Origin of the sequence: Candidatus Contendobacter odensis Run_B_J11, assembly GCF_000531125.1 — a bacterium.
Classification (GTDB): domain Bacteria; phylum Pseudomonadota; class Gammaproteobacteria; order Competibacterales; family Competibacteraceae; genus Contendibacter; species Contendibacter odensensis.
In genome coordinates, this window is the sequence record NZ_CBTK010000071.1 from 1 (window position 1) to 13,582 (window position 13,582).

Genomic DNA, 13,582 nt, shown 5'->3' on the forward strand with positions numbered 1-13,582 from the left:
GGTCGCAGGGCGAGCGTGCAGACCGTTGGGATAATCCATGATCCAGGTGACTTCGGCATCCGCCGGCCAGGCCGGCGCGGCGGGCGCTTCCAGGGCGGGAGCCGGTTCCGCCGCATCGCCCAAGGCGGCGATCAGCACCAGCGGATTTTCGGCATGAAACAGGACATCCAACGCTTCGGGCTGTTGCATCAGCCGGGTCAGCCGGCGCAGCACGGCGATGTGTTCATCAGACTGGGCGGCGATAGCCACCACCAGATGCGCTTTCTGACCCTCGTTCCATTCGATCCCGTCGCGTAATTGCAGAATGGCGACGCCGGTGTGATGGATCAGATGGCGATCCTCGATCATCCCGTGCGGAATCGCCACTCCGCTGCCGAGAAAGGTGTTCGCCACCTGCTCGCGTTGGCGCAGGCTGTCAATGTAGCCGGGATCAATGTAACCGGCGTCGGCGAGCATCTGCCCGGCGAGGCGGATCGCTTCGTCCTTGTTGTCGGCGCGCACATCCAGCCGGATGCAGGATTTAGTAATCGTTTTCATATTTATCCTCCAACTGTTTTTTTAAATTCTAACGATTTTATTTGTAATCGTTTACATTTCTGGTGTCAAGCGAAAATTTTGGATGCTGATGGGTGTTTGTGATGGATGAAAGGGTGATGCGGATCGTGTCGAGTGAGCATGGCGGAAAATTATGATTTGAATAGTCGTCATGTTACGATCAATCGTTAGCAACCAATTGTAAGTAAAAGTAGTTTTTCAAGACTGCTTCTAAAAGGAGTCCATTGTGTCGAGCTATTCCATTGGCCTGATCTGGCAGCGCGCAACGCCGGATTTCGACGTAAAAACCTTTAATCGCGACCATGTTTGGCATCTGGCTGGCGGACAGGCCGTGCAAGGATCGGCAGCGCCGGAATATGCCGGCGACGCAAACATGAGCAATCCTGAAGAAGCGTTACTGGCGGCGCTGTCCAGTTGTCACATGCTGACCTTTCTGTCCATTGCCGCACTCAAGAGACTGGTCGTAGATCGCTACGAAGATGATCCGGTCGCCGAACTCGGCAAGAACGAGAACGGCAAGATGATGGTGGCGCGAATGGTTCTGCGACCCAAAGTAACTTTTGGCAGTGCCACGATTCCTGACGCCAACGCAGTACGAGAACTGCACCGTAAGGCCAAGGAGAACTGCTTTATCGGCAATTCCCTGTTGAGCCAACTGGTTCTGGAACCGCGTTTCTGACGGCAGGCAGGCACGGGCAGGAGTAAGATCATTCCGGGGAAAGGTTCTGAATCTTGCATCACTGCCCTGTCTGCCCTATAACTCCATGCCCGATGAGTAGCGGCGAGAGGTGAAAAGATCGGTATGCGGACATTTGGCGAGCGGGTGGTTCTTCTCGGTATTCTGGCGTGGCTAAGCAGCGGCTGCGCCCCGAATAACCTCCAGGAACCGGTACAGTCGCCGTTGGCAACGAATCGAACGGCAGTGCCGGACGGCTCCTGGCTGCTGGTGGACACCAAGGCGGACACGCTGAGCATCATGCAGGGTAATCGCCCGGTCGAAGTGTTCCGCAAAATCGCCTTGGGTAGCAGCGGTGCGGGTGTCAAATTCAAACGCGGTGATAACAAAACTCCGACCGGCGTATTTCGGGTGGGTTGGGTCAACGACAATAGTCGGTTCAAAACCTTTATCGGTCTCGATTACCCCAATCCTGATTACGCGGAGCAGGCGTTGCGCGAGCATCGGATTGACCGGGTGACCTACGAACGCATCCAGACCGCCTGGGCCAGCGGTCATACCCCACCGCAGGACACGCCGTTGGGTGGGCAGATTGGCATCCATGGCGTAGGCGCAGGCAACCCGCAGGTACACAGTGCTGGTATCAATTGGACCAGTGGTTGTGTGGCACTGGATAATCGGCAGATTGACGTACTCAGACCTTGGGTAAAAAAGGGGATGCGGGTCGAAATTCGCTAGGTTGGATAATTATGGAATTGTCTGCACGCCCGAATTTGGTTATATTAAGCTATTGTTGTGTTGTGGCAACTCGGTTGTGCTTTGACAACATCGCTGTCTAGCACCTTTTTTCGTTCGATTTAGATTAATTCAGGAGTTGAAGATGTCCCTCAAAACTGTAACCAAACTTTCCGCGCTGGCCCTGATTGCCGGGTTGACTGTGGGCTGCGCCAGTACCAGCGATCTGGCGGCGGTGCAGAAGGATGCCAACGAAGCGAAGGGTATGGCTCGTAACGCGATGGATACTGCTAACACTGCGCTGTCCACGGCTAACGAAGCCAAGTCCGTAAGCATGGCGACTGAAGAGAAGATCAATCGCATGTTCAAGAAGTCGATGTTCAAATAATCCAACTGGATCTGTCGAACGCTTGACAGTAGTATAAAAAAACCCCGCGACATATATCGCGGGGTTTTTTATTGTCTGGCTATAACCGATTGATGGGTGGAGGTTCCATCGGTGCATAACCGGTGGATGGCCGAACCGGTGGAGCGGCGGGCCTGGAGTAGGGTGTCGGGTTAATCGGATCTGGCCGATACGCCGGTGGTACTGCTCTGGGAGCCTCTACCGGGTAGGAATAGGGCGGCGGCGGTGGGTAGCTCGCCGCCGGATTGCCGTAGGGCGTGGCGTATCCAGGCGGGTTGGCTGGAGCCGGACGGTAAGCGGGCGGGGACGGATTGTGATAGGCAGGGGGCGGAGCGGGGATCGGCGTTCGGTTGGCGACCGGGGCGCCAAGCGAGGAATCTGCGGGTCGTGCCCTATCCACCGGTTCAGTAGGATCTGGCCCCGGCTCGGCGTTAATCGCTACTGGAATACCACTAACCTGTTCCACCGCCACTTCCAGCGCTGCTTGATCTACACCGGGCATATCCGGGCCGGTCTTGGCGATCACCGCCTGCCGGGCCTGTTCCAGAGAGACCTTGAGCGGTAAATTGTCTTCTTCCAGCGGTTCATGCGATTCGACCATTAACACGCCATTCAGTCGACCGACTTTCACCGGCTGGTCAATCAGGCGCACCGGTGTGCCGACCGGCACCATGCTGAACAGTCGTTCAATGTCTTCCGGGTACATGCGCACGCAGCCATGCGTCACCCGCATCCCGATGCCGTAAGGTTTATTGGTGCCGTGGATCAGATAACCGGGCACGCCCAAGCGCATGGCGAAGCGCCCTAACGGATTATCCGGACCGCCGGGAATCACATCCGGCAGGATGTCGCCTTCAGCAGCGTGTTCAGCTTTGATCGAAGCCGGGGGCCGCCACGGCGGATCGATGTCCTTGGCGACGACCTTGGTCAAGCCTATTGGCGTATTCCAATCCATCCGGCCAATGCTCACTGGATAGGTGATTACCACCCGCTCTTCGCTGGGATTGGCTTTGGGGTAGTAATAAAGCCGCATTTCTGCAATGTTGAGGACGAGTCCTTCGCGTGGGGTGTCGGGAAGGATGTGGCGAGTCGGCAGCACGATGGGATTGCCTTCGCCCGGCGCCCAGCGATCCACGCCCGGATTGGCGTGAACAATTTCGTCATAACCCAAGCCATGACGGCGGGCAATATCAACCAGCGTGTCGTCCTTGGTGGCGTACATCACCTTAATCTGTCCGATCACGTCGCTGTCCGGGGGCGGCAGTGGATAAACCGTGGCGTGCGCGGCGCTGGTAGTCAGCCACCCCAGCAGTAGCCAATGGCAGCATTTCAATGAGGGGTTCGGCATGGGGTTGTCTCATCTCCAATTCAGTTGTCGGGGAAAAATGCTCAGGTTTTTCCCACAGTCCCGCGATAATACCAGAGCCGAACGGCCCTGGAGCCATAGGTAGAAGAGTTGCCTCACCACCTATCAGTTTTGAATTAGGCTATCTGGCGAGTTTAACTGAGATCGCGAGGGGCTGATGGGAACGGTTCGGCAATTGGCGACGGAAATCGAACGGGGGTTGCGCGAAGCTCACCCGCAGCTGCGCAAAACCGTGGTGACGAAGGTGGCCTTGGCGGTGAGGGCGAGGCTCGAGGCGCAGACCCCGAATACGATGGAGCTGGCCCATCGGTTGCCACTCCCGACCGAACGCCAGGACCTGCGCGAGCCGTGGCTGCGGCGGTTGTTGAAGAATCCGTGGCGGTCGAGTGCGGAATGGCTGGAACCTTGGGCGCGCCAGGCCCTGGCGGGCCAGCACGGGCAACCGGTGGTTCTCAGTAGGGACCCAACCGATTGGGGAGACCGCTTTGCGATCTTGATGGTCAGCCTCGGGGTGGGCGATCGGGCCTGACCGCTGGCGTGGGCGGTGGAAGCCGGCCCGGCCCATCGGGGATTTGACGCCCAGCAGATCCTGTTCGAGCGGGTTCGGGACGGGCTACCGGCCGCCATCGCGATGCTGCGGTTGGCCGATCGCTTCTATCCGTCGGTGGACGGATTCGAGTGGCTGCCCGCGCAGCCGAATGGGCATTACCGGTTGCGGTTGAAAGGGAATCTGATCGTCGATCCGGGCGTTGGCGATCGGACCTCCGCCGGTGAACTCGCTGCGGGCCATGCCGAGCGGTCTCTGCGGGATGTCCGGTTGTTCAACCCCGGCGTACCGACGAACCTGGGGATTCTGCAAGAGCCGGGGCACCCCGAACCCTGGATCATCGCCCTGAATGACCCGCCGAATCGGGCGACGGTTCGCGATTACGGCAGCCGCTGGGGTATCGAGCCGATGTTCTCGGACTTTAAGAGTCGCGGTTTTCAACTCGAAGCCACGCAATGGCGTGCCCCGGATCGGCTGGATCGGCTGCGGGTGATCATGGCCTTGGCGATGCACGGGTGCGTGCGCGTCGGGCCAGAGGAGGCTCGCGAGCCTCCGACGTCATTGGAAAAAAAACTCAAGCGCAGACCGATCCGAACCCTTGGACCTTTACCCAACTCGCCCGCAGTGCCGTCTCGTGGTTCAAGCGCGGTCTGCGCGCGCTCCAGCGGCGGCTTCAGATGCAACAACCTTTGCCGCCTTTCTATCGCGTCTGCCCCGTGATGAGGAACTGATAGGTGGTAAGGAGGAGTTGCTTACGATTGGATTCATGCAAGACCCGCCATGTTCCGAACAAGGCCCGGAAATTGCGCTCAATCCCCGTAAAAACAAAACGAATACCAAAAAATTGGCATAAACTACGTTTGGATATGACCTTGATTGAACGGCCTTCCAGATTGAAGCATCACGCTTTCCGCGCCCTGAATCCAGCGGGTTGGCGGATGAATAACAGAGGTGGTCCATGGCGGAATCCAGTACGCTGGCCCAGACGATCCACGACATCGTCCAGCGCCACAACAGTGTGCCAACCCGGCTGCTGCAAATCCTGCGCGAGGTGCAGGATAGCCTGACTTGGCTATCCCCTGAAGCCATAGAGCGAGTGGCCGATGAAATTGGTCTTTCGCCGGACAAGGTGCAGCGGGTCGCCGAATTCTATTCTTTTCTCTATACCGCACCACGCGGTTCTTACGACATCCTGTTCAGTGACAATATCACCGACCGGATGCTGGGCAATCGCCGGTTGCTGCGCTATCTCTGTGACCTGCTGGGGGTTGGAATTGGTCAGACTCGCGCTGATAACCGGGTCAGCATCGGGGTTACCTCCTGTACCGGCCTGTGCGATCAGGGTCCCGCTGCGCTGGTCAACGGCTATGCATTGCCCCGCCTTGATAAGCCGCGCCTGGATCGGATCGCGGAACTGATCAACAGCCAAACGCCACTTTCGGAATGGCCGCAGGATTTTTTTGAAGTAACCAGCAATATTCGCCGCGCTGATATTCTGCTGGGCCGGCATTTTGCCGACGGCGCAGCCTTACGGGCGGTATTGAAGCGTGGTTCGCAGGCGATTTTGGAGGAGCTGATCAAATCCGGCTTGCGCGGCCAAGGTGGTGCCGGTTACAAGCTGGCCCTGAAATGGATTTCCTGCCACGACGCGCCCGGCGAGGTGAAATATGTGGTCTGCAACGCCGACGAGGGCGAGCCGGGTACCTTCAAGGACCGGGTGTTAATGCAGGAATACGCCGATCTGGTGTTCGAGGGCATGACCCTGTGTGGCCGGGTAATCGGCGCCCGCCAGGGGTTCGTCTATCTGCGCGGTGAGTATCGCTACCTGCTGGATTCGCTCAAGGCCACTTTGCAACGGCGGCGCGAGATCGGGTTGTTGGGCCAGAGCATTCTGGGCGAGTCAGGCTTCGATTTCGACATTGACATCCACCTCGGCGCCGGCGCCTATGTCTGCGGCGAGGAATCGGCGCTGATCGAATCGCTGGAGGGCAAGCACGGGGTGCCGCGCATTCGCCCGCCGTTTCCGACCACGCATGGCTATCTCAACAAACCCACCGTGGTTAACAACGTCGAAACCTTCGCCGTCACTGCCAAGATCGCCACTGAAGGCGGCGCCTGGTTCGCCAGTCGCGGCACTGCTGAATCCAAGGGCACCAAGCTGCTGAGTGTGAGCGGCGACTGCGAGCGACCTGGCATCTACGAGTATCCCTTCGGTGTCACCGTGCGGCGGGTGCTGGAGGATTGCGGCGCGCGGGATGCGCAGGGCATCCAGATGGCGGGCCCGGCCGGGCATACCATTTCCCCCAAACAGTACGACCGGCGCATCTGCTTCGATGATCTGGCGACTGGCGGTTCATTTATGGTGTTCGCCAAGCACCGCGACATTCTCGACGGGATGCGCAACTTCGCTCATTTCTTCGTCCATGAAAGCTGCGGGTTCTGCACTCCCTGCCGAGTGGGTACTTCACTGATGCGCGATCTGGTGGACAAGGTGCATACCGGCCATGGTGCCCGCGCCGATCTCGACGAGATGCGCCGGCTGGGCCGGATCATGAAGGCGGCCAGCCATTGCGGCCTCGGCCAGACTGCACCTAATTCAGTACTGGACAGTCTGGATCAATTCCCGGAAGCCTGGGAACGGCGATTGCGTTCGACGAGCTATGAACCGGCCTTCGATCTGGATGCGGCGTTGAGTGAAGCCCGGCGCTTGAGTGGGCGGGATGATCCGGGTGCGCATTTGCCCGATGAACAGAGCGATCTGGTGCGCTTGGCCAAACTACTGGCGGATCAGGACGCGCCGATGTCCGATGATGAGCGGAACTTGCTGGGAGCACTACCATGAGCGGGGAGCCGAGTTTCACCCTGGATGATCAGCCGGTTCCGTTTCAGGACGGCCAGACCATTATGGAGGCGGCGCGGGTCGCCGGCGTCTACATTCCGCATTTGTGCTTCAACCCGGACTTCGCCCCACACGGCAGTTGCCGGGTGTGTCTGGTCAAGGTTAATGGCCGCCCCCAAGCCGCCTGCACCACGCCGGCGGTCGCCGGTCAGGTGGTGCAGAGCGAGATTGAGGAGCTACAGGAAATCCGCCGGGGCATCCTGGAAATGATGTTTGTCGAGGGCAACCACATCTGCCCGGCCTGCGAGAAAAGCGGCGCCTGTCAGTTGCAGGCGGTGGCCTATTACGTCGGGATGCTGGCGCCGCGCTTCACTTACTTTTACCCGCAGCGTACCTTGGATGCTTCACACCCGGATGCGGTCATTGACTTCAACCGCTGCATTCTCTGCGAGCTGTGCGTCCGGGCCAGTCGCGATATTGACGGCAAAAACGTGTTCGCGGTACAGAATCGGGGCCTCAAAGCCCATCTGGTGATCAATACTCCGTCCGGCAAGCTGGGCGCGACTACTTTCAGCATCACCGACAAGGCCGCTCAGGTCTGTCCGACCGGGGCGATTCTGATCAAGAACCGGGGTTATGAAACGCCAATTGGCCGGCGGCTGTACGACCGGCAGCCCGTCAATGTGGTAGGCGATGTAGCGCAAGTGCCGGAAAGCGAAGGAGGACGTCGCCATGAGTAAACTGAAAGTTGCCACCTGTTCGCTGGCCGGGTGCTTCGGCTGCCACATGTCAATTTTGGATCTCGATGAGCGACTGTTCACCCTGGTTGATTTGGTGGAGTTCGACCGTAGTCCGATTACCGATGTCAAGCAGATTGGTTACTGCGATGTCGGCATCATCGAGGGCGGCGTCGCCAACGCCGAAAATGTCCATGTGCTGCGGGAATTTCGCGCCCATTGCAAGATTCTAATTTCAATGGGCGCTTGTGCGATCACCGGCGGCGTTCCGGCGATGCGCAACCGCTTCACCCTCAAGGAATGTCTGGAGGAATCCTATATCAGCGGGGCCGGGCTGGTGGACGCGCAAATTCCCAATGATCCGGAAATTCCATTGCTACTCAGTCAGGTTCATCCGATCCATGAAGTGGTGAAAATTGACTACTTCCTGCCCGGTTGCCCACCGTCAGCGGATGCGATCTGGACCTTTCTGACCCAATTGCTGTCCGGTCAGCCGATTGCCCTGTCCTATACCCAGCTTCACTATGATTGAATGAGGCGAGCCATGAATACATTGGAAACGGTTGCCGAATCGGAAACATTGCAGCGCATCGCTATTGACCCGATCAGCCGGGTCGAGGGCCACGGCAAAGTGACTCTGCTGCTGGACGAAAACCACCATATCCGCCAGGCGCGGTTGCATATTGTCGAGTTTCGCGGCTTCGAGAAATTTATCCAGGGCCGGCCTTATTGGGAATTGCCAATTGTGGTGCAACGGCTGTGCGGGATTTGCCCGGTCAGTCACCATCTGGCGGCGGCCAAGGCGATTGATCAACTGGTCGGAGCGCGGGAATTGACGCCGACCGCCGAAAAGATTCGCCGGTTATTGCATCTGGGCCAGACCCTGCAATCCCACGCTGTGCATTTCTTTCATCTGGCCTCGCCGGATTTCCTGTTTGATTTCGATGATCCGGTGGCGCATCGCAATATCGCCGGGGTGATGGCCGATTATCCCGATATCGCCCGCCAAGGGGTGTTGCTGCGCAAATATGGGCAGGAAGTGATTCGGGTCATTTCCGGCAAGCGGGTTCACGGGGTCGCAACGGTGCCGGGCGGGGTTAACAAGGCGCTGACGACGGCAGAACGTGATTATCTGCTGACTGATCTGGATCAGATGATCGAATGGACTCAGGAGGTCATCAAACTGATGCGGCAAGCCTTCGAGCGAAACCCCGCCTATTTCACCTATTTCGCCACCATTCGCAGCAACTACCTCAGTCTGGTGCGCGCCGACGGGGCGCTGGATCTCTATCACGGCGGGTTGCGGGCCAAGAACCGGCGCGGCGGGATGATATTCGACCATCTCGATTATCAGCGCTCTTTCCAGGTTATTCACGAGCAGGTGAAATCGTGGAGCTATATGAAGTTCCCGTTCATCCACTCGCTGGGACCGGACAAGGGCTGGTACCGGGTCGGCCCCCTGGCCCGAATCAACAATTGTGATTTCATTCCCACCCCGCTGGCCGAGGAAGAGCGGCGTCAGTTCATGGCAATGGGTCAGGGGCAACTGATTCATGCGACTCTGGCCTATCACTGGGCGCGGATGATCGAACTGCTGTACAGCGCCGAGGCGATCAAGGAATTGCTGCATGACCCGGATATCCTGGGCGGCGAGCTGGTGGTGCGCGGCGAGATGGCGCAGGAAGGCATTGGCGTGGTCGAAGCGCCACGTGGCACTCTGTTCCACCATTACCGCATCAACGAGGATGGGTTGATTGAGAAGGCCAATCTGATTGTTTCCACCACCAATAATAACCAGGCGATGAACGAGTCCATCCGCCAGGTGGCCGAGCGTTATCTGGACGGCAAGGAACTGACTGAGCCACTGTTGAACCAGATCGAAGTCGCGGTGCGGGCCTACGATCCCTGCCTGTCCTGCGCGACGCACGCCCTGGGCCAGATGCCGCTTTACGTGGAGTTGGTGGATGAGGAGAGCGGGGCCATCGTCGACTGCCTGGTGCGGGACGCCGATGGAACTTTCCGCAACCGTCTCTAAGCCGCCATGCCCCAGGGTGCTAATTCTCACCTGCGGCAATCCCAGCCGGGGCGATGATGCACTGGGGTCATTGTTTCTGGAGCGGCTGGAGGCGGCACAGGAGCCATTCGGCGGGGACGATGTTGAACTGCTCACCGACTTTCAGTTGCAGATCGAACACGTGGTCGATCTGGAAGGTCGGGCGCTGGTGCTGTTTGTAGATGCCAGCGTGTCCTGTCCGCCGCCGTATCAGTTCACCCGTCTTCAACCCGCTTGTGATACCAGCTATACCAGCCATGCGTTATCGCCGGTCGCCGTGTTGCAGGTCTACGCGCAAGTCAATCACGCCCCACCGCCGCCCGCGTTTCAATTGGCGATTCGCGGCGAGCGCTTTGAACTGGGCGAACCGCTCAGCGCAGCGGCGGAAGTGAATCTTGCGGCGGCGCTGGAATTTACCGGTCTGCTATTAACACGGCGCGATGTTGCAGGATGGAGCGAGTTTGAAACCTGAAGGTAGTTTAAGAAGCACTGCCAGATCGGATTCGTTCTACAAACTGACCTATGCGCTCGAAGGCTTCCTGGGCTTCTGGCAGAATCGGCTCGAACAGATGCCAGACGTGCAGCATGTCCGGCCAGGTTTCCAGTTCCACGCGAGAACCGGCAGCACGGGCTTTATTGGTGTAGCGCCAGGCATCGCCCAGCATCATTTCCGCAGTGCTGACCTGAATCAGCACCGGCGGCAACCCTGACAAATCGCCAAAGACCGGCGAGATCAGTGGATTCGGCGGAGCCATCCGGTTCACCATTCCGATCAGGAGCAGCCGAATAGACCGGGGCGCTTGCAGAAACCATCTCAGGCTGGGACCCAGTATGAGATCGGTTTTGAGATTGCTTTTGAGCGTCGGACTGGAAAAGGTCATGTCGGTACCCGGCGAAATCGCGATGGCTCCGTTAGCCGGGCGCAACCCCGCATCACGCGCCCAGGCAATCAGCATCAGGGTCAAATTGCCGCCCGCTGAATCGCCAGCCACCCACAATTCCCGAACGGGCGCCAATCCGGCCGGACCGTTATCCAGCAACCAGCGATAACCGGTCTGACCATCGGCGATGATGTCCCGGCGCGAATGTTCCGGCATTAACCGATAGTCCAGCGCTAGCACCGAAGCTCGGCTGACTCGCGCCAGTTGGGTGGTGATCACCCGATGACCGTGCGGACAACCGCTGATAAAGCTGCCACCATGCAGATACAGCAGGCGGCGATCTGGATCGGAATCCGGTGCCAGCACCCACTCGCCCGGTACCCCGCCGGCGTTCGCAGCCTGAATTCGGTATTCTGAAGCGCCCGCCAGCAGGGGCGGTTCGCAAAACCCTCGCGCCATAACCCCCCTGACGGTTTCCAGCCGCTGTTTTCTGGGAACCGAGCGAATTTCCGCCGAACTGCGTTCCAGCAGCCGAACCGCTTCCTGATGTTCTGGACTCGCCCGATCCCGCGATCCGGCATGACGATCCAGCGGCGGATTATCGTAGGCCAGCAGACTTGGCCCCTTTAGAAAGTGCCGGATCAATAGCCATGCCAAAAAGAAGGTCCATAGAAACAGCATCAGGGGTGCCCAGATCCAAATCTGCATGAATTTTTGCCTCTGCTTGGGTGGTTATCGCTCAGTTCCAGGGTTGCACTGTATGTCCATGATTCAGCGGGCCGCAACCCTGACCGAGATTGGGCGCGGTGCGGATGGCTTCCCGCACATAAGTTAATGCTCGGCGTACCGCTGCATTTAACGGCAGCCCCTGAGCCAATCCGGTCGCTATGGCCGAGGCCAGGGTACAACCGGTGCCGTGGGTATTACGACTGGCGAAACGCGGTGCGGTAAACGCTTCCGCGCCCTCGCGCCACACCAGCCAATCGCTAACCGAGTCGCCGGGCAAATGCCCACCCTTGACCAATACTGCGGCTGGGCCAAGCGTGAGTAATTGATGTGCTGCCGCCGCCAGATCATCGGGGTTGCGAATGGATAAGCCGCTTAGTGCTTCTGCCTCGCGGATATTAGGCGTAATGACCGCTGCGCGGGGCAATAACCGCTGGATCAAGGTGTCACATGCCGCCGGGTTGAGCAGGGAATCGCCGCTCTTGGCGTACATCACCGGATCCACCACGACCGGAATACCCGTTGCGAGGGTGTCCAGCGCCTCGACCACAGCGGCGATGACGGCAGCGTTATGCAACATCCCGGTTTTGATGCAGTCAGCGCCGATGTCATCCAGCACTACCCGCATCTGTTGGGTGATGAACATCGGATCGACCCCAACAATACTTAATACGCCCTGGGTATTCTGCGCGGTCAGGGCAGTAATAGCCGTCGCTGCGTAGCCTCCCAGCGCGGTAACCGTCTTCAGATCGGCCTGAATTCCCGCACCGCCGCTGGAATCCGAACCCGCTATAATCAGTACCCGCCCGTTCATTAACCGGCTTTCTCCTGCTTCAAGGTTTTAACAATTGCGTAATGTTACAAAAGCCAGTAGCGTACCGCGTTTTTCACGGACAGTGACGTAATAACCATGCGGATTGAATCCCCCCTGTGCCTGTACACCAGTACGGTGCCGCCCGAGTGGATCGACTACAACGGCCACATGAATGTTGCTTATTATGTGCTGGCGTTCGATCACGCCACCGACGCTTTCACGGATTCCTTGGGAATGGGGCAGGACTATCGCGATCAGCAGCAATGTTCAGCCTTCGTGGTGGAAACGCATGTCAACTATCAACGCGAATTAATCGCCGGCGATCCCATCCGCATTACCACCCAACTGCTCGGCTTCGATAGCAAGCGCATCCACTGTTTCCATCGCCTGTATCATGCCAGCAAGGGGTTTTTGTCGGCGACCACTGAACTGATGCTGATTCATGTGGACTTGGCCGAGCGGCATAGCGCACCGATGGCGTTGCCGGTGCTGGATCGCCTGAGTGCGTTGATGGCGGCGCACATCCAACTGTCGCGTCCGCCACAATCGGGCCGGGTGATGGGGGTACGCGCCAAAACTCCAACCATTCTGTTTGAAGCGCCGGTCTTGCGCTGGCTGTCCTGCTAATCCTTCAGCAGGGACGGATGCTCGCGGTGGCGGTCAGCGTTCGTTCAGTCTGGTAGCTCTACATTAGTTAGCGATAAGGCTCACTGTGTGGAGAGAACAGCCATGACCAAAACGATACCGACTTTGTGGTTTGTGACGCTGATCAGCATACCGATAACGCTGCTGGCGGGTGGCAGAGGCGATGCCATTCTAGGTGGCGCGGTGGGCGGCGCATTGGGTGCTGCCGTAGGCTCCGAACTGGGCGGGCGCGACGGTGCCATTGTGGGAAGCGCCATCGGGGGGGCGACTGGAACCGCTCTCGCAACCCAGCGCTACCGTCGCCCGCAGCGCGAGGTGATCTATGTGGACCGATATCAATATACGAATCGTCCGGTCTATGTGGCTCCCCGCGATTACGATTACGGCCCGCCGCCTTCCTATTATCACCGCCCAGGGCGGCATCGGGGCCATTACCGGCATTATCACGATTGGGATTGATTTGATTTGATGATCGTTCCCGCGTTCTATGTGGGAGCGATACAGCATGACAGCCGGTGGTGCCGCCTGGATCGGAAGCGAAAACTCGAAGCCGATCCGGGCGAAATTTTGTTATCCTCAATCCCGCTAAAATCCCGTGCGCT

General features: G+C 58.6%; 16 protein-coding genes. 12 read left to right on the top strand and 4 right to left on the bottom strand.

Annotated features, from left to right (window positions below; genetic code table 11):
- On the bottom strand, positions 1 to 537 hold a 537-nt coding region (locus tag BN874_RS06035), incomplete at its 3' end, for a PTS mannitol transporter subunit IIA (RefSeq protein WP_034431522.1).
- A gap of 244 nt (positions 538 to 781) precedes the next feature.
- On the opposite strand from BN874_RS06035, the gene BN874_RS06040 reads away from it, so the two are divergent.
- The 3 genes from BN874_RS06040 (at position 782) to BN874_RS06050 (ending at position 2,354) form a co-directional block, all read left to right on the top strand.
- Entirely contained in the window at positions 782 to 1,234 is a 453-nt protein-coding gene (locus tag BN874_RS06040) for an OsmC family protein (protein ID WP_034431523.1), read from the top strand.
- A gap of 123 nt (positions 1,235 to 1,357) precedes the next feature.
- Positions 1,358 to 1,969 (top strand): L,D-transpeptidase family protein, encoded by a 612-nt coding sequence (locus BN874_RS06045; RefSeq protein ID WP_081756180.1) that lies wholly within the window; start codon positions 1,358 to 1,360, stop codon positions 1,967 to 1,969.
- 142 nt (positions 1,970 to 2,111) lie between these two features.
- The gene (locus BN874_RS06050) at positions 2,112 to 2,354 is read left to right on the top strand and encodes an alanine-zipper protein (RefSeq protein ID WP_034431524.1); all 243 of its coding nucleotides are present in this window, start codon (positions 2,112 to 2,114) and stop codon (positions 2,352 to 2,354) included.
- Positions 2,355 to 2,433: 79 nt separating this feature from the next.
- Here BN874_RS06050 and BN874_RS06055 read toward each other — a convergent pair whose 3' ends face one another.
- The gene (locus BN874_RS06055; RefSeq protein WP_081756181.1) at positions 2,434 to 3,720 is read right to left on the bottom strand and encodes a L,D-transpeptidase family protein; all 1,287 of its coding nucleotides are present in this window, start codon (positions 3,718 to 3,720) and stop codon (positions 2,434 to 2,436) included.
- 274 nt (positions 3,721 to 3,994) lie between these two features.
- Here BN874_RS06055 and BN874_RS25420 point away from each other — a divergent pair, with 274 nt between their 5' ends.
- The 7 genes from BN874_RS25420 to BN874_RS06085 all read left to right on the top strand — a co-directional run bounded on the left by BN874_RS25420 (position 3,995) and on the right by BN874_RS06085 (position 10,386).
- Entirely contained in the window at positions 3,995 to 4,267 is a 273-nt protein-coding gene (locus tag BN874_RS25420; RefSeq protein WP_230314348.1) for a hypothetical protein, read from the top strand.
- Between the two features lie 15 nt (positions 4,268 to 4,282).
- On the top strand, positions 4,283 to 5,005 hold the full coding sequence (locus BN874_RS25425) for a transposase (protein ID WP_230314349.1): 723 nt from the start codon (positions 4,283 to 4,285) through the stop codon (positions 5,003 to 5,005).
- A gap of 238 nt (positions 5,006 to 5,243) precedes the next feature.
- Positions 5,244 to 7,127, top strand: a complete 1,884-nt coding sequence (locus tag BN874_RS06065; RefSeq protein ID WP_081756182.1) for an NAD(P)H-dependent oxidoreductase subunit E — start codon at positions 5,244 to 5,246, stop codon at positions 7,125 to 7,127.
- Positions 7,124 to 7,864: a 2Fe-2S iron-sulfur cluster-binding protein gene (locus BN874_RS06070; protein WP_051497483.1), complete on the top strand. Its 741-nt coding sequence runs from the start codon at positions 7,124 to 7,126 to the stop codon at positions 7,862 to 7,864. Before BN874_RS06065 ends, BN874_RS06070 begins: the two co-directional genes overlap by 4 nt.
- Entirely contained in the window at positions 7,857 to 8,393 is a 537-nt protein-coding gene (locus BN874_RS06075) for an NADH-quinone oxidoreductase subunit B family protein (protein WP_034431525.1), read from the top strand. Before BN874_RS06070 ends, BN874_RS06075 begins: the two co-directional genes overlap by 8 nt.
- A gap of 12 nt (positions 8,394 to 8,405) precedes the next feature.
- Positions 8,406 to 9,896 (top strand): Ni/Fe hydrogenase subunit alpha, encoded by a 1,491-nt coding sequence (locus BN874_RS06080; protein ID WP_034431526.1) that lies wholly within the window; start codon positions 8,406 to 8,408, stop codon positions 9,894 to 9,896.
- A complete protein-coding gene (locus tag BN874_RS06085) occupies positions 9,871 to 10,386 on the top strand; it encodes a hydrogenase maturation protease (protein WP_051497484.1) in 516 nt (171 codons plus the stop codon). Before BN874_RS06080 ends, BN874_RS06085 begins: the two co-directional genes overlap by 26 nt.
- A gap of 7 nt (positions 10,387 to 10,393) precedes the next feature.
- Here BN874_RS06085 and BN874_RS06090 read toward each other — a convergent pair whose 3' ends face one another.
- The gene (locus BN874_RS06090; RefSeq protein ID WP_051497485.1) at positions 10,394 to 11,503 is read right to left on the bottom strand and encodes an alpha/beta hydrolase; all 1,110 of its coding nucleotides are present in this window, start codon (positions 11,501 to 11,503) and stop codon (positions 10,394 to 10,396) included.
- A 31-nt stretch (positions 11,504 to 11,534) separates the two neighbouring features.
- Complete coding sequence (thiD, locus tag BN874_RS06095; protein WP_034431528.1) at positions 11,535 to 12,335, bottom strand: bifunctional hydroxymethylpyrimidine kinase/phosphomethylpyrimidine kinase; 801 nt, start codon at positions 12,333 to 12,335, stop codon at positions 11,535 to 11,537.
- Between the two features lie 96 nt (positions 12,336 to 12,431).
- Between thiD and BN874_RS06100 the strand changes: the two genes are divergently transcribed.
- Both BN874_RS06100 and BN874_RS22245 read left to right on the top strand, forming a co-directional pair.
- Complete coding sequence (locus BN874_RS06100; RefSeq protein ID WP_051497486.1) at positions 12,432 to 12,962, top strand: thioesterase family protein; 531 nt, start codon at positions 12,432 to 12,434, stop codon at positions 12,960 to 12,962.
- 102 nt (positions 12,963 to 13,064) lie between these two features.
- A complete protein-coding gene (locus tag BN874_RS22245; protein ID WP_051497487.1) occupies positions 13,065 to 13,439 on the top strand; it encodes a glycine zipper domain-containing protein in 375 nt (124 codons plus the stop codon).
- The last annotated feature ends 143 nt before the right edge of the window (positions 13,440 to 13,582 follow it).